Origin of the sequence: Shinella yambaruensis (assembly GCF_050859155.1) — a bacterium.
GTDB classification, from domain to species: Bacteria; Pseudomonadota; Alphaproteobacteria; order Rhizobiales; family Rhizobiaceae; genus Shinella; species Shinella yambaruensis.
Map to the genome: position 1 here is coordinate 3,047,644 of NZ_CP150638.1, position 21,452 is coordinate 3,069,095.

12 protein-coding genes and 1 CRISPR repeat array are annotated in these 21,452 nt (G+C 61.0%); of the genes, 8 read left to right on the top strand and 4 right to left on the bottom strand.

Annotated features, from left to right (window positions below):
- The first annotated feature begins 245 nt into the window (after positions 1-245).
- From WMC41_RS14925 to WMC41_RS14935, 3 genes are all read left to right on the top strand, one after another.
- Complete coding sequence (locus tag WMC41_RS14925; protein ID WP_432344355.1) at positions 246-3,077, top strand: class I SAM-dependent DNA methyltransferase; 2,832 nt, start codon at positions 246-248, stop codon at positions 3,075-3,077.
- Between the two features lie 454 nt (positions 3,078-3,531).
- Positions 3,532-3,759, top strand: coding sequence for a DUF4160 domain-containing protein (locus tag WMC41_RS14930; RefSeq protein WP_432344357.1), 228 nt, complete (start codon positions 3,532-3,534; stop codon positions 3,757-3,759).
- Positions 3,734-4,216, top strand: coding sequence for a DUF2442 domain-containing protein (locus tag WMC41_RS14935; RefSeq protein WP_432344360.1), 483 nt, complete (start codon positions 3,734-3,736; stop codon positions 4,214-4,216). Before WMC41_RS14930 ends, WMC41_RS14935 begins: the two co-directional genes overlap by 26 nt.
- Before the next feature lie 930 nt (positions 4,217-5,146).
- Positions 5,147-5,834: a CRISPR direct-repeat array (repeat unit 36 nt; unit sequence GTTGCGGTTGGCCTGCGATTTCTGAACTGCTAGGCT).
- A 72-nt stretch (positions 5,835-5,906) separates the two neighbouring features.
- Here WMC41_RS14935 and cas2 read toward each other — a convergent pair.
- Genes cas2 through cas9 form a run of 3 tightly spaced genes read right to left on the bottom strand, consistent with a single transcriptional unit; the run spans position 5,907 to position 10,571 of the window.
- On the bottom strand, positions 5,907-6,281 hold the full coding sequence (gene cas2 / locus WMC41_RS14940) for a CRISPR-associated endonuclease Cas2 (RefSeq protein WP_245082684.1): 375 nt from the start codon (positions 6,279-6,281) through the stop codon (positions 5,907-5,909).
- Positions 6,282-6,315: 34 nt separating this feature from the next.
- The gene (cas1, locus tag WMC41_RS14945; protein WP_432344364.1) at positions 6,316-7,200 is read right to left on the bottom strand and encodes a type II CRISPR-associated endonuclease Cas1; all 885 of its coding nucleotides are present in this window, start codon (positions 7,198-7,200) and stop codon (positions 6,316-6,318) included.
- A 53-nt stretch (positions 7,201-7,253) separates the two neighbouring features.
- Positions 7,254-10,571, bottom strand: a complete 3,318-nt coding sequence (cas9, locus tag WMC41_RS14950; RefSeq protein WP_432344367.1) for a type II CRISPR RNA-guided endonuclease Cas9 — start codon at positions 10,569-10,571, stop codon at positions 7,254-7,256.
- 315 nt (positions 10,572-10,886) lie between these two features.
- On the opposite strand from cas9, the gene WMC41_RS14955 reads away from it, so the two are divergent.
- Together WMC41_RS14955 and WMC41_RS14960 are read left to right on the top strand one after the other, a co-directional pair.
- Positions 10,887-12,839 (top strand): DUF4011 domain-containing protein, encoded by a 1,953-nt coding sequence (locus WMC41_RS14955; RefSeq protein WP_432344370.1) that lies wholly within the window; start codon positions 10,887-10,889, stop codon positions 12,837-12,839.
- 125 nt (positions 12,840-12,964) lie between these two features.
- Positions 12,965-16,873: a DUF3320 domain-containing protein gene (locus WMC41_RS14960; RefSeq protein WP_432348349.1), complete on the top strand. Its 3,909-nt coding sequence runs from the start codon at positions 12,965-12,967 to the stop codon at positions 16,871-16,873.
- Positions 16,874-17,110: 237 nt separating this feature from the next.
- Here the strand turns inward: WMC41_RS14960 and WMC41_RS14965 are convergent, their stop codons facing one another.
- Entirely contained in the window at positions 17,111-17,824 is a 714-nt protein-coding gene (locus WMC41_RS14965) for a GntR family transcriptional regulator (RefSeq protein WP_245082670.1), read from the bottom strand.
- Positions 17,825-18,094: 270 nt separating this feature from the next.
- On the opposite strand from WMC41_RS14965, the gene WMC41_RS14970 reads away from it, so the two are divergent.
- From WMC41_RS14970 to WMC41_RS14980, 3 genes are all read left to right on the top strand, one after another.
- Positions 18,095-18,979: a dihydrodipicolinate synthase family protein gene (locus WMC41_RS14970; RefSeq protein ID WP_288083012.1), complete on the top strand. Its 885-nt coding sequence runs from the start codon at positions 18,095-18,097 to the stop codon at positions 18,977-18,979.
- A 3-nt stretch (positions 18,980-18,982) separates the two neighbouring features.
- Positions 18,983-20,329 (top strand): NAD(P)/FAD-dependent oxidoreductase, encoded by a 1,347-nt coding sequence (locus WMC41_RS14975; RefSeq protein ID WP_432344374.1) that lies wholly within the window; start codon positions 18,983-18,985, stop codon positions 20,327-20,329.
- 113 nt (positions 20,330-20,442) lie between these two features.
- On the top strand, positions 20,443-21,444 hold the full coding sequence (locus tag WMC41_RS14980; protein ID WP_245082659.1) for an ABC transporter substrate-binding protein: 1,002 nt from the start codon (positions 20,443-20,445) through the stop codon (positions 21,442-21,444).
- Positions 21,445-21,452: the final 8 nt, after the last annotated feature.

Below are 21,452 nucleotides of genomic sequence, written 5' to 3' on the forward strand. Positions count from 1 at the left end.
GCACTCACCATACGTCAAGGTTCGTCTAGCGAAAAGCGTCTGTTGCGGCGGAAACGTCGGCTAACGCGTCCCGCGCGCGTAAAAGGGGCGTGACAGAAAAAGGCACCCTGCGCGCTGGGAGCAATCTGCGCAGGCGGGGTTGGTAAAATTTTTCTGCAACAGAGGTATCATTCTGCTATTGCACGGAAAAACCTCGACGGGACTTATTCTGCAGGGTAGACGGAGTGGTCTATCGGGAGGGTTGCATGCGTCTTTCATGGAATGAAATACGATCACGAGCGGCTGCGTTTTCCCGGGAATGGGAGGGCGAAGGTTACGAGAAGGGACAGACCCAGCTTTTCTACCGGGATTTCTTCGAGGTCTTTGGCGTTCCAGTCCGCCGCGTTGCCAGTTTTGAAGAGCCGGTGAAGAACCTCGGCGAGAGGCGCGGCTTCATTGATCTGTTTTGGAAAGGCGTGGTTCTGGTCGAACAGAAGAGTGCCGGTCGCAACCTGAAGAAGGCAAAGACGCAGGCCCTCGACTATTTTCCTGGCCTGAAAAACGATGATCTGCCTCGCTACATCCTCCTAAGCGACTTTCAGACATTCGAACTCTACGACCTCGAAGAAGGAGACGAGCTGAAATTCCCCCTCGTAGATCTGCACAAGCACGTCCACAAGCTCGGGTTTATCACAGGTGTCCAGAAGAAGACCTTCAAGGATCAGGATCCGGTCAACATCAAGGCGTCCGAACTCGTTGGCGCGTTGCACGACGCCCTCGAGGACTCGGGCTACGTGGGCCACGACCTCGAGCGCTTCCTAGTCCGTGTCGTCTTCTGCCTCTTTGCCGATGACACCGGCATTTTCGAGCCCCGTGGCGCATTCGAGGAATTCATCGAGGGCCGCACCCGGGAGGACGGTTCTGACCTCGGCGGCTGGTTCGCAGCTCTGTTCCAAACTCTCGACACACCGGAGGAAAGGCGCGCCAAGACGCTGGACGAGGATCTTCAGCAGTTTCCTTACGTGAACGGCGAGCTCTTCCGAGAGAACCTGCGACTTCCGTCCTTCAACACCGAGATGCGCAACCGGCTTCTTGCGGCCTGCGGCTTTGACTGGTCAGGAATCTCACCCGCGGTCTTCGGATCGCTGTTCCAGTCGGTGATGGATCGCAATGAGCGACGCGAGCAAGGCGCGCACTACACGAACGAGACGAATATCCTGAAGGTTATCGAGCCACTCTTCCTGGATGCACTTAGGGACGAGTTCGAGCACTTGAAGGCACGCCGGGACAATCGGCGCCGGGCCGAGCTTGAGCGGTTTCGCGAGCGTCTTGGCCAGATGAAATTCTTTGACCCCGCATGCGGCTGCGGCAATTTCCTTATCATCGCGTATCGGGAGCTTCGCCTTCTCGAGATCGAGGTAGTGCGCGAGTTGATCGACTATCAGCGCGATGCCCACGGGCAGTTCATCGGGCTTCTGGACGCGTCTGACCTTTCGCGGATCAACGTCGACCAGTTCTATGGGATCGAGATCGGCGAGTTTCCCGCCAGGATCGCGGAAACCGCTATGTGGATGATGGACCACATGATGAACAACCGGCTGAGCCTCGAGTTCGGCCCGTATTATGTCCGCATACCACTCCGGAAGTCGCCGCACATTGTTGTTGGAAACGCACTCGACATGGACTGGGGCAGCGTTCTGCGGCCCACAGATTGCACGTTCCTGTTCGGCAATCCGCCATTCCGCGGCCACCAGTACAGGACGGCGGACCAGCAGGCGGACATGGCGCGCATTTGGGGGCGCCGAGGCCAGGTTAATCGGCTCGATTACGTCAGCTGCTGGTTCAAAAAATCAGTCGAGTACAGCTCGGCAAACAAGGCGATCAAGATCGCGCTCGTGTCCACCAACTCGATCACCCAAGGCGAGCAGTGCGGCATTCTCTGGCCGCAGCTTTTCAGCTTGGGCGTCTTGATTCATTTCGCCCACCGGACTTTCCAGTGGAACAGTGAGGCGCGTGGTAAGGCTGCGGTGCACTGCGTCATTGTAGGCATGACTTGGGGCGAGCCGAATGATCGGACCATCTTCGAGTACGATCATGTCCGAGGCGATCCTCACGCGTCCAAGGTCTCGCGTATCAATGGGTACCTGATCGACGGACCGCAGTACTCGGTCCCGGCGCGATCGCGGCCGCCGGACGGCCGTCTACGGATGCACAAAGGGAGCCAGCCAACCGACGGTGCGCGTCTTCGTCGGCCGGAGGGCGGTTACATCACTCATAGCAACCTAATCCTTGACGAAGCGAACCGTGCTGAGTTGGTGGCACGGGATCCAAATGCCGTAAAATGGCTCCGGCCTTACGTCGGTGGTGACGAACTGATCTCGGGACAGTGGCGGTGGTGCCTCTGGTTGAAGGATGCCGACCCGGCCGAGCTTCGTCGGTCCGCTGCGGTACAGGAACGCCTCGATCGCGTGCGCGCTGGGCGGCTGCAGAGTCCGACGGCCAGTGTTAGGGAGTACGCGAAGTACCCGACGCTCTTCACGCAGGACCGTCAGCCTGCGGAGCCTTACCTCGCGGTACCGGAAGTTTCCTCGGAGACAAGGGAATATATCCCCATGGCGGTTCTGCAGCCCGACGTGATCGCCTCAAACAAGCTGCAGATCATTGTCGGCGCACCGCTTCTGTACTTCGGAATACTTACCTCTGCGATGCATATGGCCTGGATGCGAACGGTCGCAGGACGGCTGGAAAGCCGCTACAGCTACGCGCCTGCCGTCTACAACTCCTTTCCGTGGCCCGAACTCACCCCAGCCAAAGAAATTCAAATCTCGACATTGGCGCAGGATGTGCTGGACGCGCGATCAAAATTTGCGCAGCTGACTCTTGACGATCTATATGACCCGGACGCTATGCCGCCCGTGCTGCGCCGAGCGCACGAAGCTCTCGATCGCGCAGTTGACCGACTTTACCGCCGATCTGGTTTTCGGTTTGAGCGAGAGCGCGTGGAGCACTTGTTCCAACTCTTCGAGAAGAAGGCTGCGCCACTCGATGCCACGCTCGCCGGGCGATCGCGGCGACGCAGCAGTTCAGTGACTAGGTAAAATGCTGCCATGATCTTCGTGCATGTTTGGTCGTGACGAATATCTTCCGCAAACCACGCGGGCCAGCTTGGCCTCGTGGCCCAATGAATCTTGGCTCAAGCGGGAAGCCGCAATTTCACTGCCGCGCGTCTGCTTCTTGCACATAGCTACGTGCTGGGATCCTAAATTTCGAGGGGTATAGCGTAGGCACAGCTTGTTTCGTCCGCTGCGGCCCGCTGGACGAGATTCGAGCCGTAATTGGGTAAAAGTCCGTTTCAGGGCCTCACTCTTTAAAAGCCGCCAGTCCGCTCACGGCTCCAAAGCGGCCATAGCAATTCACAACGCCAGAAGTTGCAATTTATAGGTTTATCGGTCGGTCATAGAGCTTCCAGAAGACTGCGGACACCCAACGGATTCGCGCTCCTTGAAATAATGCGCCTCTTGCACTATTTTTATGTTGTCATAGGAGATCGGGATGCCAACGCTTGTCATGCTCGGAAATCTGAAAATTCAGGTTTTCGCGGGCGACCACAACCCTCCCCATTTCCATGTCGTGTCACCGGATCGAGAAGCTTTGATCCGTATTGCAGATTTCGCAGTTATCGCCGGCGCATTGTCAGGCCGTGAATACAAGCTGGCGATCGAATGGGCATCGAGCAACAAGGAGCGTCTGGAGCATGAGTGGTATCGCCTCAATCCCTGACATCGGTGACGATGACATCATCACAGCCGGCCCCGCTCTGCCGCGCCTTGCGTCTGTCGTTCCGCTCAAAGGTCGCAAGCTGCACGTCCGCTTTGAGGATGGCCGAGAAAAAACCGTGGACCTTGCACCGGCACTGGAAAGCAGACGCTTCTACAAGCCGTTGCGTGGAGACGACACGCTGTTTCGTTCTTTCCGCATCAGCGAATATCGTAACGCGATTGAATGGAACGACGATCTCGATTTCTCCGCCGTCTGGCTGGAAGCTTTGCCGGACGCGGAGTTTTCAAACGAGGAGTTCCGCGCAGCGATGGACCGCATGGGTATGACGCTAGACGGAATGGCCGAGGCACTGGAGGTCTCCCGCCGCCTTATAGCCGACTATCGCAAGGACAAACGCATTCCTCGCCATATTGGCCTCGCTACCCGTTATCTTGTCGAGCACACGCCAAGCCAATGAGCGGCTTGGCTGCTGTGGTAACCCCCGTGTGAATGCAGCGCGAAGAAATGCTGTGGGCGTGTAAATTGTAGCGCAGTCCTAGCGCAGTCGAGACAACTAGCCAGTAAGATCAAAGGCCTATAACCAATTTCTACCAATTCCGATTCCAAAGGTCGCAGGTTCGAATCCTGCCGGGTGCGCCAATCTTTTTAGAGCGACATATATGAGCGGCTTTGTTCCGTTTAATCGAACGCTAGCGCTCACAAGAGCGGGTTCTTGGCGGCTTTCAAAGCATTTGTAAAAGCCAGAAGGCCTTGTATAGCGTTATTGCGATTTTACGCCGCAGAAGCGATCTCAGTATTGGCTTCCTATCTTCTCGTCATCTCACCCGCATCAAAGCCTGCCGCGTGGAACGCCTAGTGGCGGCCGTACCGCGGAAGGATTCGAGGCGATTTGTCGGATCGATATCTAAGCAACCTGTGTTGCAGAATTACAGATTTTCGGCCTTTTCGGCCGCTCAACTAGAAAGAGATCGCGATGAAAACTTTAAGTATTTTTTGAAAACTTACATCGAATTAATACATATAAACTATAAAATTAATACAATTCTGATCTTACCAAGCATGATCGCCAGAGGGGTCTGCGAGAAGGACTCGAGGTTGGGCCGACAGGATTCGCGAGTCACTCAACGAGAGATTGGGCAAATCCGCACAGGACGCCACTGTCAAGGTCTGCCACTACGACAACCTGAAAGCCTCAAAGCGCCCTCCTAACCTTCGTCATTAGTTACAGGTTCGCCAAACACCTCAAGGAATTACGAAAGCGAACGCTCTATCAGGCAATCTGCGATACTTGGAAAAGGACCCATAAGTCTTCAAAATCAACCTATACTACCTCATTCCGAGACCACGCACTAGCCTTTCGGTACACTTAGCAGCCCCCCAAGAACTGGTTGCGGTTGGCCTGCGATTTCTGAACTGCTAGGCTTATTCACCGCCTCGGTGAAATCAACACGATGTTGCGGTTGGCCTACGATTTCTGAACTGCTCGGCGTCATCGACTATGAGCGCGTCTTGTTGCGGTTGGCCTGCGATTTCTGAACTGCTAGGCTCGCGACGGTGAAGGAGGTCGCCGTATTCCAGTTGCGGTTGGCCTGCGATTTCTGAACTGCTAGGCTGGGGGCGCTAAGGTGCGGTACGGCTTACCGGTTGCGGTTGGCCTGCGATTTCTGAACTGCTAGGCTGCCGAGGGGGAAGTGCTCGGGCTCCAAATCGTTGCGGTTGGCCTGCGATTTCTGAACTGCTAGGCTTGAGGCCCTGATAGGCCGCGCCGAGCGCAGGTTGCGGTTGGCCTGCGATTTCTGAACTGCTAGGCTGGCGGGGTCGAACATCGGTGCGGCAAGAACGTTGCGGTTGGCCTGCGATTTCTGAACTGCTAGGCTGATGCGGCCAGCGACAAGCCCGAGGACGTCGTTGCGGTTGGCCTGCGATTTCTGAACTGCTAGGCTGTGGACGTTGATGCCTACTTCGCGATGCAGGTTGCGGTTGGCCTGCGATTTCTGAACTGCTAGGCTCCAGCGATACCTTGCCCGACGCCACGAGTTGTTGCGGTTGGCCTGCGATTTCTGAACTGCTAGGCTCGATACTGCCCCAAGCCCCTGTTTCGACAGTGGTTTTGGGGCTTTATCACGCTATGAAAGCGTCCATGGGCGCTAGAAAAGAGCAATCTGTTCGGGATTTTTCTTTCGGGCACGGCGGCTTTGATCGCTGAATCGGACGATATTTTCATACTGTCGGTCTGTAAATTGAAAGATGAAAACATCGCCCCGCTCCGGGAGGTTGGATCCGATTCGTCGCGTGTAGGTTTCAAACTGTTCCTGCCCGTTCACCAATCGAAGATAATTCGAAAGCTGGCTCATCTCAAAGCCCTGATCAAGCAGGAACTGGCGAAATTTCGTGGCGTCGGCGCGGTGTCTTTTCGTATCCACCGGCAGATCGAACGTGACGAGCATCCACATCATCCGATAAGCGGACATATAGGATGGTTTGGTCCGCTCTCCCCGTTTTTCCGTATGAAGCGTTGTCATTGCGTCTCGCCCTGCCGTGCAAGGCCAGATAACGTCAGCGGGTCAAGTGGCGAAGGCAGATCCAGGCCCACGTCCTCCTTATCAAAAAGCGCCGCCAATTGCTGTGCAAGTCGCGTTGCATGTGCAGCGGGCTCATGCCCTGCGGTGCCGGCAGATCCAGCGCCGTCAATGTCACCAGTGCAGTTTTCGCTTTGGGCGAAACCTCTCGCAAGCCATCCTGCACGAGATTGTAGACGGCCCTGTCAACGATCGGTCGATAAGGTTCCATCAGGTCATCCGCCAGGGCAAAGGCATTGGCGCGGTTGGAATGATGAAGCCCGATCGAGGGATGCAGACCGGCTGCACAAATGGCGCGGCTGATGATCGCGCGCAGCACCGTGTAGCCGTAATTCAAGAGCGCATTGACGCCTTCGCCGTCCTGATCGCGCCGGAAATCCGGCCCCATGAACGCTTGCCAGTAGCGCCGCGCCGCCTGCGCTTCCACATTGTCCGGATCGCCGGAGCGGACCTTGCGGGCGAGCATGTCGAATGCACCGGGCTCCGCCCCGACCGATGCCAGCACCGCGCCCTGCATCCGGATCTTCGCGACCACGATGTCGCGCCAGATGCGCTTGGCCAAGGGCCGCGAGGCGTCCACCTGGGCGTTCAGCCGCCTGCCCTGCAGATGATTGCCCTGCAGCGGCCAGACACACGCCACCGGCGCATGGTTCGCCGCGCACAGCACAACCGGCACCGCCCGCTCCGAAAGGCGAACGAAGACCGTATTCGACCATGTCAGCCCGTGCGCATGGGCGATAACGCCGCCGATGTCATCGAGCGCTACGCGGCCCATCTCCTCCCGATCCTTCGACACGGTAAGGAAGCCACGATGAACGGCCACATGCAGGCCGTCAGAGGAAAGATCAACCACACGCTGCATGACGGGAGACTAACTCAATCATGCCTCTTCGTCCGGCAAATCTTAATCTTTGGTTAACCGTCCTGCTTTTCCCACCACGGGCCGGGATCGAACACCTGACCGATCTCATCGATACGAACCTGCCTCGGCCTGTATTTTTTCAATGGGTTGGGCATCGGGCGAAGCGGCTTGTAGGTCTTCTCCTTTTCCCGCCTGTCGAGATTGCCCGCCTCGTTGTGCGGATCGAGATAAAGCTGCTTGTTGCGCTGGTCGAACTTGCGGACGATGGCGATGATACGTTTCCCGCTATCGGGGTCGTCATAGGCGACCATATCCCCCTTCTTCAAACTCATGATCTTGCGGGCATTGTGGTTTTCGAGCCGCATTCGGGGCACGAAGCCGGGCCGGTGCGCATCGAAGGTCGTCACCACCTCGGCATCCCATTTGCCGTCTGCCAGCTCCCAAACGTCGAAGCGATCGTTGCCGCCCGGCAGATAGCCCTTCCTGTACCGCCCGCCCCCATGCGTGATCCAGACGGGATTCGCCACCTCGGTGATGCGGACGTGGCGGATGCCCCTGAATTTCACATCGCCCTTGACGAAATCCAGCACCGCCTGTTCGAACGCCTTGCCCTCCAGCCCGCGTGTCGCCTCGTAAAGCCGGTCCCTGAGCTCCGAATGGCCGTGTGCATTGGTCCTGATCTTCATGATATCGGCGGGATTCCTGATATCGGTGATGGCAATGCGGCGCACGACGATATCGTTGCCGCTGGCGTCCTTTTCGCCAGTGTGCCCGTAGGCGGTATCGTTATGCAGCTTGCCCGCCGTCTGCCCGCGACCCCTTGCATAGCCTTCGCGGCTCACCGTTCCGTGATCCGGTTTGTGGCTGACGACGATGGCGCCCACCGCCGCACGGACATCCTCGCGGAAGCTGGACCAGGGCGGATCGATCCGCTCGACGACACGCTCGGCCCCGCGCTCCTCGGCCGCCGCGGAAGCCGTCGCCAGCCGCTGGATGAGCGCGCGCGAGGTGCAAGCGATGACAATGGCATCGATCGCGTGGTGGCGATGATCCAGCCGGTTCTTCGGCTTGGCCACGTCGCCTCCGATGAGATTATGGTCATGCAGCAATTCGTTGAGACCCCACTGGCGGCGCAGCATCTCGGTCATCCGCCCGGGCAAGGCACGCACGCGGGCGTGGCGCTTGTAGATACCGTCAAGATCCACTTCCTCGTAGTCGTAGAGATGGGCGAGATAGGTCAGTGCCAGCCGGGAAATATACTGCATGTCGGTCAATTGCCGGGCGAGAAAGCCCTCCTCCTCGCCGAAGCGTGTCATCGCGTCTTCGCCAAAGCGCCATTGCTTGGGTTTCGGAAGTGTCGTGACGCGCGCCAGGATCTCGCCATAGCGACTGCGCCACTGCGGCACGCTCGACGGAGGCCGGTTCTTTTTCTCGCGATTGCAGGACGTGCAGCACAGAATCCGGTTTGCCTTGCTGTCATCCAGCGTCTTCGAATAGGGCAGGATGTGATCGATATCCGTCTCGCCGTTGAAGAGCATGTGGCCGGCGATGGCCTTGCCGCAATAGATGCAGACGCGGTTTTCCGGCTTCTGGTTCAGGTCTTCCCACAATTCCAGCCGGAGGCGGTTGTAACCGGTGTCCAACTGCCGGAAGGTGTCGGTCAGCTTGCCCCCTCGTTCGATCGCCGCTTTCGTGTTCCGCGCGATCCGGCGATTGATCTCGTCGCGCTCCCTGTCGTTCATTTTCAGTTCGCGGCCAACCTCGATGGCGATCCGGTCCGGTTTGCCGTATGTCCGGATCAGCGCATTGACCACGCGGCGTAACTGATTGAGCGCGATATGAACCGTCGGGTTGGTGATGCGCCCCATGAAATCGTCATAGGGATCGTCGGGCTCGCCCGTTCCCGGAGGAATGTGGCGCGCCAGAACCTCCTGATATTTCGGCAGTTGGTCCACGCCCTTACGGTTCGGATCGGCTTCGGAATTGGTGCGGCCGTAAACCCGCTTCGCCGCCTCGGCCTCGGTGATGACGAAGCCGCCCTCACCCACTTCGTTCTCCAGCGCGTCGATGAGCGCGGTCAGCGCGGATTGCCCCAGCCTGCCGAAACCGTCCGGCACCGGTGTGTCGGCCACCGCCCGGGCATGCGCCTCGTCCAGCCCCGCCTCCGTTCTCAGCCAGTTCATGAGGGCGTTGTAGTCAGGCTCGGTGCGCAGTCTCTCGGTGATTGCCGCCTGCACCTCCACCGGCAGGTCCGCCCAGCGGTTGCCGAAGCATTCCGGGCGCGACATGCGAAAATAGATCACGTCGCCTTCGAGATCGCTGCGGTTGTCGGTCTCCTTGTTGAAGCGCACTTCCCGCCCGAGCTTCAGCGTGCTCCGCAACTTCGAGAAGGGCACCTTTCCCTGTTTGGTGAGGCTCGTCCGCAACTGAAGTGCCAGGGCATTGCGCTGCTCCGGCGTCAGCTTGATGTGTTTCTGGTCCTCCCCGACGATTTCCAGTTCGTTGAGTTCCTTGAGCAGCCGGAATTTCTGGAACAGGGGATGTGCCTTCGCCAACCGCTCCTCCAGCGGATTGTAGGAGCATTTCCCCGGCTTCACCGGTCTCAGCGGACGCTGGTGGAAGATCACTTCGCGCAGTTCCCGGATGACCGCATCGGTGAGCAGGTCGGGATGGAAAAGCGTCTGGCGGGCCATGATCCGGTCGAATTCGCGCTCAAGCGCGCCACGCGAGGGATAGAAGGCATAGCCCTCCCCGTCAGGCGCGATACGGGCACGGACCGGCAGGCCTTGCAGCCGGCGCATGTGCAGCCATTCGCCGATGGTCCGCGCGCCCGCCTCCGCCATCTTCTCATCGAGCGCGCGCATCCCCTCGGAGATCACGCCCTGTTCGGGGTCGTTGCTGTCGGCCTTGCGATTGCTCTTGAAGCCGCGGCGCTGGTTGAGGTGGAAAATCGCGCGGCCGATCTCATGGGGCGACAGCGCCTCGTCCAGCGCCCGCGCGCGCAATGCATAGACGGATGACGAGAGGTCGCCCGTCTTTCCATCGCCATGGTTCTTCACCAGTTCCGCGCGAGCAGCCTTGTCGGCGGGCATCAGCCCGAGATCGACCAGAAGGTCGACAAGACGCTCCCGCCGCTTCAGATAGCGATCCCGTCGGCGCCTGGCACCGCGCGCCTGACGCCGCGCCACGGCCAAGGAAGCCTTCGATTGCGGATCACGTCCCGCCATTTCGGATTGAGAGAAGATGCGCACACCGCTGGCGACGATGCGTCCCTCGTCATTTTCGCCCGGTTCACCGCGCGTTTCGATGATCGCCCAGCCGAGCGAGTTAGTGCCGAGATCGAGTCCAAGCGTCTTGATATATCCAGCCATAGCCACCTCTCCGCGAATGCTTGCAGCATTGACAATCAGGGCGAGCTAGGCAATATGCATATCGTTCAGAAATCGCAGTCCAGCCGTTAACAAGCTGAGATATGCACCAGATAAGGCGTCCGCTCCGGCGGACGCTTTTTCATTTTCCCGGATAAAAACTCTCTTCATGGTTGGACCCTCACCCGGCCAGTGGACGTGGCACGCGCTGCCATGCTCAGAGAGAGCGAATTCCCGTCGAAAAATCAACTCTCACGAGTGAAAGGCCTTCTTCACGGTAAAAAACAACGCTAGTCTCCCAGTGGGGGAGGCATACCGATGCAGACTGAAAGCGAAAGTAATTCGGAAGAATTCGATCCGAATATCAGCAACACCCGCGAAGGACCGGTGATCGTTGCCGATATCGCCGCGAGCTTCACTTACGTATCCTATCAGAATGCCATACCGGTTATTCGCTCCATTCTGATCGAGAACAGCAGCGACAGGCACTTTACCAACTGCAAGCTGGAATTGACCTCTTCCCCCTCGTTCCTGAGGCCGAAAACATGGACGGTCGATCGGCTCGTGCCGGGCGACAGACTTGCGCTGAGCGACAGGAAAGTGGAGCTCGACGCCGGCTATCTCGCCGGCCTCAACGAGGCGGAGCGCGGCGAGATCACGCTTCGTCTGTCATCGGCGGGAGACGTCCTTGACGAACAGCACCTTCCCGTAAGGCTGCTCGCCCGGGACGAATGGGGCGGCGTCGCCGACATGGCGCAACTGCTTCCGGCCTTCGTCATGCCGAACGATCCGAGCGTGGCATCCATTCTGCGCAATGCGGCAGAGCGGCTGGCCGCACATGGACATCAAAGCGGCCTGGATGGCTACCAGTCCGGCAGCCCGCAGCGGGCCTACCTGCTCGCTGCCGCCATCTACTCGGCGATTGCCGGCATGGCGCTGCATTACGCGGAACCGCCCGCCAGTTTCGAAAGCCGCGGCCAGAAGATCAGGCGCCCGAGCACGATTTCCGAGGAGCGGCTGGCGACATGCCTCGACACCACGCTTCTTTTCGCCGCGGCCCTGGAAGCTGCCGGATTGTATCCTGTCCTTCTGATGTTCCAAGGGCATGCGGCAGCCGGTGCATGGCTGGCCAAGAGAACCTTCGCCAACGCGATTGAGACGGACCAGATGGAGGTCCGCAAGGCGCTCGCATCCCGCGAGTTGATCGTCTTCGAAACGACCGGCGTAACGCATCGCCCCGCCATGACGATGGAGAGCGCACAACAGGTTCTCGATCATCGTCTCGGCGAGACCGAAGCCCATGCCTTCGTGGCGGCAATCGATGTCCGGCGGTCACGGAGCGGCGGGATCATGCCGCTTGCCTCGCACGAGCCGATTCGCCGCACCGTTCTCGATGAAGAGGTTACGCCCCTTGCGGACCTGCCTTTGCCCGTGGCGCCATCCTTCGGCGAATTGCCGGCCGAAACCATCGAAGTGAAGCCGACCACCGCTGCCGGCCGCATCGACCGGTGGCAGAAGAAACTGCTCGACCTCACTCTTCGCAACCGGCTCCTCAATTTTCCGGATTCAAGGAAGACCATCCCGTTTCTCTGCACGGACGTCGCCTACCTCGAGGATCGGCTGGCGGGCGGTGGTGCAATCCGGATCATATCTCTTCCCGAGCAAAATCCGCTCGGCGAGCGCGATGCCGCGCTATATCGCGACGTTCACGGCAGAGACCTGCAACGCGGCTTCGCGGCCGAAGCGCTGCTCAGGGATGAACTCTCCTCGACGCTCGGTGCATCCGAGCTTGAGGCACGGCTGATCGACCTTCACCGGCAGGTCCGAAACGACTTTGCCGAGGGCGGCGCGAACACCCTGTTCCTCGCCGTCGGGTTTCTGCGCTGGAAGAAGAAGCCGGAGGATGATCGCAGCTACCGGGCTCCCCTTCTGCTGGTCCCCGTGAAGCTTGAGCGCCGCAGCGCCAGCTCGCGTTTCACGGTCCGTTTCCACGAGGACGAGCCGCGCTTCAACGCCACGCTCCTGCAGTTCCTGGAGCGCGATTTCGATCTGAAGCTTCCGCAATTTTCGGGAGACCTTCCGCTCGACGACAACGGCATCGACGTTCCACGCCTTCTTGCCATGATGCCCAGGCGATCCGCGACGTTCCGGGGATGGAGGTCGTCGATGAAACCGCATTGTCGACCTTTTCCTTCGCAAAGTTTCTCATGTGGAAGGATCTGGTGGAGCGTACAGAGGCGCTCCGCGCGAACAAGGTTGTCCGCCACCTGATCGACACGCCTGAGCAAGCGTTCCAGGCGGGCGACGGGCAGCCACCGTTTCGCGAGGAACGCGAGCTCGATCGCGCCTATGCGCCGTCCGACCTCATCTGCCTTCTTCCATCGGATTCATCGCAGATGGCGGCGAGCCTTGCCGCCGCCGAAGGGCGGGACTTCGTCATCGTCGGCCCACCAGGCACCGGCAAGAGCCAAACCATTGCCAATATGATCGCAAGCTGCCTGGCTGTGGGAAAGACGGTCCTGCTCGTCGCCGAGAAGACGGCCGCGCTCGATGTCGTCTATCGCCGATTGCGCGAGCACGGCCTCGGTAATCACTGCATCGAGCTGCATTCGAACAAGGCCGATCGCCGCCATTTCCTGGGACAGCTCAAGGCGGCCTGGGAACAGGGCGGCGGGATCGATGTATCCGAATGGGTGGCGGTCAACGAGCGCCTACGGCTGCGTCGCGACGAGCTGAATGCCTATGTCGAGGCTTTGCACAGGCGCTACCCGAATGGATGGACGCCCCATCTGGCGCTCGGAATCGCCCTCAAGGCTACGGACAGCCCGGCACCAGGCCTTGCGTGGCCGGAGCGGGATGCCCATGACGCGCAAACGCTCCACGATCTGGAAGAGCTTGCCGGCGAGCTCGGCCTCGTTTTCGCTTCCGTCGAGCGTCAGCCGGCGCTGGATCTTGTCGATGTCGGTGACTGGAGCTCCGGCTGGCAGGAAAGCCTGCTTGCGGCGGCACAATCCCTAAAAGATGCGATCGAGGCGGTGAGGATCGCTGTCGAGGCCTATCTCGCAAGCCTTGGCCTCGGGTCGCAAGGCCGATCTTCACAAGCCGAAATCCAGGGGCTAGCCAACCTCGCGAGGGTGGTGCGGAAATGCCGGGGCCGCGACATCACCATCGTCTTCGATCGAGAGCTTCCGCAATGCGCCGGCGCACTGGAGACGCTCGCGAATTCCATCAAGAGCTACCGCGAAGCGGAGCGCGGACTTTCCGCCGCCTACGCCGTGACCGCAGTGCGCGACCTCGATCCCGATGCGCTGGACCGTCAGTGGCGGGAGGCGAACGCGTCATTCTGGCCCACGTCTGCGCTCGGCAAGCGCAAGGTCCAGAAGTTGCTGCAAAGCTACGCTGATGGAGGAACAGCAGAGCCGGAACGGGATATCCCGCTGTTGCGCCACATGAAGGAATGCCTGTCGGCGATCGATCGGAATCAATTGGCGGGCAAGCCTCTGCCGATCGAGGGTCTGGCGACCGACGTCGTCGCCGTCGCGGAAATCCTCGAACTCGCGTGGGAGTTTCGCGCCACCGTTCCAATTCCGGGGCGCAGCCAGGAAGAGACACGATCGATGCTCCGCTTCGTTGCCCCATGCCTGCGCGGGACGTCCGAGAATGACGGGGTCCGGCAGTCGGGAGACAGGCTTCTCACCGCGATCGAAGGTTTTCAGGCTGCACGTAAGCACTTCCGCGAGGTTTCCGGGCGAGAGATTTCAGCCGGATCGGACGGACCCGACCTCGCGACACTGAGCGAGAATCTCGGTGCTCTCGTGAATGGGCGGCATCTTCTTCGCGACTGGTCGGCCTGGTGCCGCATCAGACGCCGGGCGATGGCCTCCAGCCTTGCCCCTCTTGTCGAGCAGATCGAGAAGGGGATGGTCCGTCCCGAAGACGCGCGATCGGCGTTTCGACTGGGATACGCCAGATGGTGGCTTCCGAAGGTTCTCGACAGCGATCCTGTTCTGCGGGGTTTCCGGCGATTCCAGCACGAAAACGCTATCAAGGAATTTCGTGAGATCGACGATCTGGTGCGCTCGCACGCCACTCGCCGCGTGATCAGCGCAATTGCGCATGGACTGCCCGCCGTGCAGAGCGTTTCGCGCAATTCGGAGCTCGGGCTGCTGCGCCACCAGATGGAACTGCAGCGGCCGAGCCAGTCGATACGCGACATGATCGGCAAGATGCCGCAGAGCTTTCCCAAGCTAGCGCCCTGCATGCTGATGTCGCCGCTCTCCATCGCCCAGTACCTCCCGCCGGATCAGGCGCTATTCGATGTCGTGATTTTCGACGAGGCGTCCCAGATCACCACCTGGGATGCTGTCGGCGCCATCGCACGGGCACGCCAGACCGTCATCGTCGGCGACCCGAAACAATTGCCGCCGACGAACTTCTTCGGCCGCAACGAGGATGAGGATGAGATCGCCGATCACGAGAAGGATCTGGAAAGCATTCTGGACGAGGCGAAAGCGGCCGGCATTCTGGTACGGGATCTGAGGTGGCACTATCGCAGCCGAAGCGAATCGCTGATCGCCTTCTCCAATCACTACTACTACCAGAATCGTCTGGTGGCGTTCCCCTCCCCACTGGTCGAAGACCGTGCGGTGCGCCTGCATAAAGTGCCCGACGGTGTTTACGATCGCGGCAAGAGCCGGACGAACAGGATCGAAGCGGAAGCCGTCACGCGCGAAGCGGTTTGCCGCATGAAGGGCTGGCTGAAGCTGCCGGAAAAGGATCGCCCGACGCTCGGCGTCATCACCTTCAACGCCCAGCAGCAGTCGCTGATCCTGGACCTTCTCGACGCGGCGCGCCGGAACGACCCCGAGCTTGAATGGTTCTTCGCTGAAGAACGGGTCGAACAGACGATCGTCAAGAATCTGGAGAACGTGCAGGGTGATGAACGTGACGTCATCTTTTTCTCGATCACGTTCTGGAAGGACGCCGCCGGCAAGCTGACGATGGATTTCGGTGCGCTCAACCGCGACGGCGGAGAGCGGCGCCTCAACGTCGCTGTGACCCGCGCGCGCCAAGAACTGGTCGTTTTCTCCGGCTTCACGGCCGATCAGATCGATCCGGCGCGGACGAAGGCGCTGGCGGTGCAGCACCTGAAGACGTTTCTCGATTATGCCGAGCGCGGCGCGGTCGCGTTGCCCGCCCAGGACATCGGATCGGTCGGTGGCTTCGACTCCCCCTTCGAGGAGGCCGTCGCCCTGCAACTGGAGCGGCGCGGCTGGACGGTCGTGCCACAGGTCGGGATTTCCGGCTTCCGGATCGACCTCGGCATCCGCCACCCCGATCTTGCCGGCGCGTATCTCGCAGGTGTGGAATGCGACGGCGCCACCTATCACAGGTCGGCCACCGCACGGGATCGCGACAAGGTTCGCGAGCAGGTCCTGAAGGGGCTTGGCTGGAACATCCTCCGTGTCTGGTCGACGGACTGGTGGTTCGATGCCGCAGGCTGCGTCGAGAGGCTCCACGCCGGGCTGGAAAGTCTGCTGGAGGAAAGCAGGGCGCACAAGGCCGCCGAAAACGAGGACGTTGCCACTCATTGGGATATGGGACATGAGGTGGAGGGGATCGAGGAGATTCGCGATGACGGGGCTGCTCCTGCCGAGGAACCCGCGCCGCCGTCAGCGACCATTGAGACGGAACTCGTCTCGGCGGACGCACCAATGGTCTCCCGCGATATCGAAATAGCAATGCAGACGCCTACGTCTGCAACCGTAACCGAGGTCGCTGGGAAACAGGGATATCATGTCACCGATCTTTCCGGTTTTCCGGCCGATCCCGATCAGTTCTTCGAATTCGGCTATCGGGATATCTTGCGGAGGATGATCGAAGCCATCATCGAGACCGAAAGTCCCTTGCGCACCGACATCCTTGCCCAGCGGCTGGCCCGCGCCCACGGCTGGCTGCGGACAGGTGGACGAATCCGTGAAAGGATAGGCCTTCACTTGCGCGATCTGGACAGGACCGTGGAATCGAGCGGCGAGTTCATCTGGAAGAAGGGGGCCGTGTCGGATATCCTTCCGTATCGGCAGCCTGCAAGCGAGGAGGCGCGCAGGCCGATCGGAGACATCCCGCTCGCCGAGCTCACTGCCGTCGTGCTCGATAATCCCGACCTGCTGGACGAGCCCGACCCCGTGCGCGACCTCGCGCGTCTCCTGGGCGTCGAACGCCTCGCAGCCGTGTCTCGCGCCCGTCTCGACGAAGCGATCGCACAGGCCCGCAAGCATATCGTGAACATTCAACTGTCCGGATAAACCATGTTCCGTGAAACCGAAGCGCTCAACTTAGCGCCGGCAGGCGCTTGCCAATATATGGCATCTCCACCACACAGTTGTTTTCAGAATTTTTCTGGCTGCTCAACTTCCGCATTACAATTTGAGCCTGCCGCACTCATGAAGTGGTGCCAATGCTCCAGTTTTCATCTTCGCCATGCCGGGTACGCCATTTCTGCCTGATGCACAGACACAGCAAAGGACGCTCGGCTGTAGAGTTTAGACGCCGATGGCGACTTGCATGCCTTCCGGGGCGGCATACATTGCCATGTTCTTGCGCGACAGGTCGAGATGCGCGCGCACCAGCGCCTCGGCGCGGTCGGCGTCGTGATGGGCGATGGCGTCGATGATGTCGTCGTGCTGGCGGCAGGCCTCTTCCAGATTGTCCTGCATCTGCGCATTGGCGGGACGGTAGAAGATCTTTCCGATCCGCGCGTGATCGATCAGCAGCCGGCGCAGGCTCGGCAGCAGGTAGGGATTGTTCGCGACCTCGCCGATGCGCAGATGGAACTGGTCGTTGTAGAAGACGCGGCCATCGATATCGTCGCCTTCGACGGACTGGCGGAAGCTGGCCTGGATTTCCCGAAGACCCGCAATATCCGCTTTCGTCGCGGTTTCCGCGGCAAGCCGCGTGGTCGCGGCATAGATGAGCGGCGCCACCAGGAAGAAGTCGCGCAGCGACTGATAGCTCATGGAGGTCACGCGCGCGGGACGATTGGCCTCAAGCTCGATGAAGCCCTCGCCGGCAAGCTGCCGCATGGCTTCGCGAACCGGCGGCCGTGAAAGGCCGAATTCCTCGCTGAGCGCGATCTCGTCCAGAACCGAGCCCGGTGCGATCTGCATCGTCAGGATGCGATGGCGCAGGCTCGAACTGAGGGCGGTCTTGCGGTCGACCCCGGCGCCTGCCTCGGTCGGGATTTGCTCTGTGGCCATGACGAACTCCTTTGAGCGGCAATCTGTCTACAATCGATAGGCGGGTCAATGCGGACACCGCGGTTTTCGCCGGGCGCAAGCCGGCGCTACGGCCTCCTCCACAAGCCATTCGAAGCGAATTGCGCGGGCATGCTAGCATCATGCATATTGACAGTCTATCAATTGTCTACTTATTGTCTTTCAAAGATAGCCCTGCATGACATCCGGAGCCATCGGTGCATTACGCACCGCCGGCCTCATCCGATCCCGTCGAACCGCGGACCTGCTGCCATGACCGACTTCCCCTTTGCGGGCCTGAACCTTGCCATTGCCACGCCGTTCGACGCCGAGGGCCGCATCGACCATGCGCGGCTGGAACAGAACCTCGAACGCTACCTGGCGCTGGGCGTGCCTGGCTTCGTCCTCAGCTCCGGCACCGGCATGCATGTCTATCTTTCGCGGGAAGAGTCGGACGAACTCGTGCGGCGCGGATCGAAGATCATCAACGGACGTGCAAAGCTCATCGTCCAGACCTCCGCCCTTCTGACGGACGACGTCGTCGCCCGGACGAAGCATGCGGCCGATTGCGGCGCTGACGGCGTCATGGTGCTTCCGCCCTTCTTCGAGGGGCCGACCGACGACCAGGGCATCATCGATTTCTATACGGAGGTCGCAGCCGCCGGACTGCCGGTCATCGGCTACAACGTTCCCCATGCGGTGGGCGTCACGGTCACGCCGTCGCTGCTTGCGGACTTGTGCGCGATCCCGAACTTCTGCGCCGTCAAGGACAGCAGCGGCGACCTCGGCAGGCAGGCATCCCTCATCCGCACCGGCCTGCCCGTCATGAACGGCGCCGACAATCTCGTGCCCTTCGCGCTCTGGTCCGGCGCGAGCGGCCTGATCTGGGGTGGTGCGAACTTCGCGCCGCGCACCGCACTTGCCCTCGTCACAGCCGCAATGGCCGGCGACTGGTCGAAGGCACGCGCGATCTGGACGGTCCTCGAGCCTGCCATGTCCCTGATCTGGGAAGGCGACTACGTGCAGTCCGTCTACGCCGCCGCCGAACTCACCGGCTATGGCGCGGGCGCGCCGCGCAAGCCGCTCAGGGCCCTGTCGCCCGAGCGGATCGACATTCTCCGCACGGCGCTCGGCACCCTCGTCGAACGCGAAGCCTGAGCCGTGAACCGTCCCGCGAAAAAGGTCTTTGCCGCATCGAGGCTCCCGACGAACACGGGCGTCTCCGGATGGGTGGCGATGCTCCCTCCCCGCCAGGCGAAGCCCCGGCTCGCGGGCCGCTCCACCGCCGATGTGGTGATCATCGGCGGCGGCTTCGCGGGCCTCTCCGCCGCGCGCAGGATAGGGGATATCGATCGGGCCCTGCGGGTCGCGGTGCTCGAGGCCGGCGTCATCGGGGACGCGGCCGCCGGTCGCAACTCCGGCTTCATCATCGACCTGCCGCACGACGTCTCTTCCGAGGACTATGGTGGCGACACGATGGCCAAGAACCGCGAGGCCATCGAGATCAGCCGCACCGCGATTGCGCTGGCAAGTGCCGTCGCCGAGGAACAGCGCTGGGGACGCACGATCTTTGATCCATGCGGACGCTACAGCGTCGCCATCAGCGACGAGGGCGATCGGCACCTGGTCAAATACGCGGAAGGCCTGGCGGCGCTCGGCGAAGAGCATCAGTTGCTCGATGCGCGCGGGATCGCCGGTATAACGGGTGTCGAGACCTATACGTCCGGCCTCTTCATGCCGGGAACGGTGATGGTCCAGCCCGCTGCCTATATTCGCGGACTGGCCGACAGCCTGCGTGATCCGGTCACGGTCTATGAGAATTCGCCCGCGGTGCGGATCGAAGGCTGCGGCGGTGAATGGACCGTGACGACGCCGCACGGCGCCATCAGCACGGGCAGGATCATCCTGGCAAACAACGGCCACGCGGAAAGCTTCGGCTTCTTCGAAAGCCGCCTTCTCCACGTGTTCACATGGGCATCGATGACGCGCGCGTTCGATCCCGGCCGCCTTCGCGGGCAGAGGAACTGGGCGGCCACGCCGGCGCTGCCGATGGGAACGACGGTCCGCCGTATCGCGGGGGAGCGCGGCGACCGCATCCTCGTGCGCTCCCGCTACAGCTATCACGCGGGCATCGAGGCCGGAAACGGGACGCTTCGACGTGCCGGCGCGAAGCACGACCAGAAGTACAGCGCGCGCTTTCCCGCGCTTGCAGACGTCCCGATGGAATATCGCTGGGGTGGGGCGATGGCGCTCACATGGAACGCTGTGCCCGCCTTCGGCGAGATCGAGCGCGGCATCTTCGCGGCATGCGGCTGCAACGGCGTGGGCGCGACGAAGGCGACCGCCAACGGCATCGCCGCGGCCGACCTGATGCTCGGCCGGAAATCGCGGCTCACGGAAATCTTTGCACGCTTCGAGGCGCCCAGACCGCTCCCGATGCAGCCGTTCAGGACCATCGGCGCGAAGGCGAACCTGGCCTTCAAGGAATGGAGGGCAGGCGCGGAGTGATCCCGAAGCACCTGCCGGGCGCGGTGCGATCCATCGAAAAAGTTCACCATCAGGCCGGATCTCGCGGCGCTCCGGCGCATCTCAGCTTCGCCGCTAACACAAAGGGAACGCAAATGAAAATTCTGCTTGCATCAACCGCATTGCTCCTGGGCACCGTCGCCGGCGCGTCGCTGGCCAGCGCCGCCGAATGCGGCGACATCACCATCGCCAGCATGAACTGGCAGAGCGCCGAAGTGCTCTCCAACCTCGACAAGATCATCCTCAACGAAGGCTACGGCTGCAATGCCGAGATCACCATCGGCGACACGGTCCCGACCATCACCTCCATGGCCGAGAAAGGCGAGCCGGATATCGCGCCGGAAGCCTGGATCGACCTCTTGCCCGACGTGGTCAAGAAGGGCACGGATGAAGGCCGCATCGTGCAGGTCGGCTCGCCGCTTCCCGACGGCGGCGTCCAGGGCTGGTTCATTCCGAAATATCTCGCCGACGCCCATCCCGACATCAAGACGATCCAGGATGTGCTGAAGCATCCCGAACTCTTCCCGGATCCGGAAGATTCCAGCAAGGGCGCGATCTACAACGGTCCGCAGGGCTGGGGCGGCACGGTCGTCACCGCACAGCTTTTCAAGGCCTATGACGCGGAGGCGGCGAACTTCACGCTGGTCGATACCGGCTCGGCCGCCGGCCTCGACGGCTCGATCGCCAAGGCCTATGAGCGCAAGGAAGGCTGGGCCGGCTATTACTGGGAGCCAACCGCCCTCCTTGGCAAATACGAGATGGTGAAGCTCGGCCATGGCGTGCCCTATGACGCGGCCGAGTGGAAGCGTTGCAACACCGTCGCCGATTGCCCGGATCCGAAGACCAACGACTGGCCGGCCGACAAGGTCGTGACGCTCGTGGCAAAATCCTTCTCCGAAACGGCCGGCCCCGAGGTCATGGACTATCTGGCGAAGCGCTCCTGGTCGAACGACACGGTCAACAAGCTGATGGCCTGGATGACCGACAACCAGGCGAGCGGCGAAGACGGCGCAAAGCACTTCCTCGAAGAGAACAAGGACATGTGGAAGGCCTGGGTCTCCCCGGAAGCCGCCGAAAAGATCGAGGCTGCGCTCTAGGCCATGCC

Excerpts from the sequence above, each read along its gene's own strand:
- WMC41_RS14925 (WP_432344355.1), top strand. The coding sequence starts at position 246 with ATGCGTCTTTCATGGAATGAAATACGATCACGAGCGGCTGCGTTTTCC.
- WMC41_RS14930 (WP_432344357.1), top strand. The coding sequence starts at position 3,532 with ATGCCAACGCTTGTCATGCTCGGAAATCTGAAAATTCAGGTTTTCGCG.
- WMC41_RS14935 (WP_432344360.1), top strand. The coding sequence starts at position 3,734 with ATGAGTGGTATCGCCTCAATCCCTGACATCGGTGACGATGACATCATC.
- cas2 (WP_245082684.1), bottom strand. The coding sequence starts at position 6,281 with ATGACAACGCTTCATACGGAAAAACGGGGAGAGCGGACCAAACCATCC.
- cas1 (WP_432344364.1), bottom strand. The coding sequence starts at position 7,200 with ATGCAGCGTGTGGTTGATCTTTCCTCTGACGGCCTGCATGTGGCCGTT.
- cas9 (WP_432344367.1), bottom strand. The coding sequence starts at position 10,571 with ATGGCTGGATATATCAAGACGCTTGGACTCGATCTCGGCACTAACTCG.
- WMC41_RS14955 (WP_432344370.1), top strand. The coding sequence starts at position 10,887 with ATGCAGACTGAAAGCGAAAGTAATTCGGAAGAATTCGATCCGAATATC.
- WMC41_RS14960 (WP_432348349.1), top strand. The coding sequence starts at position 12,965 with ATGGCGGCGAGCCTTGCCGCCGCCGAAGGGCGGGACTTCGTCATCGTC.
- WMC41_RS14965 (WP_245082670.1), bottom strand. The coding sequence starts at position 17,824 with ATGGCCACAGAGCAAATCCCGACCGAGGCAGGCGCCGGGGTCGACCGC.
- WMC41_RS14970 (WP_288083012.1), top strand. The coding sequence starts at position 18,095 with ATGACCGACTTCCCCTTTGCGGGCCTGAACCTTGCCATTGCCACGCCG.
- WMC41_RS14980 (WP_245082659.1), top strand. The coding sequence starts at position 20,443 with ATGAAAATTCTGCTTGCATCAACCGCATTGCTCCTGGGCACCGTCGCC.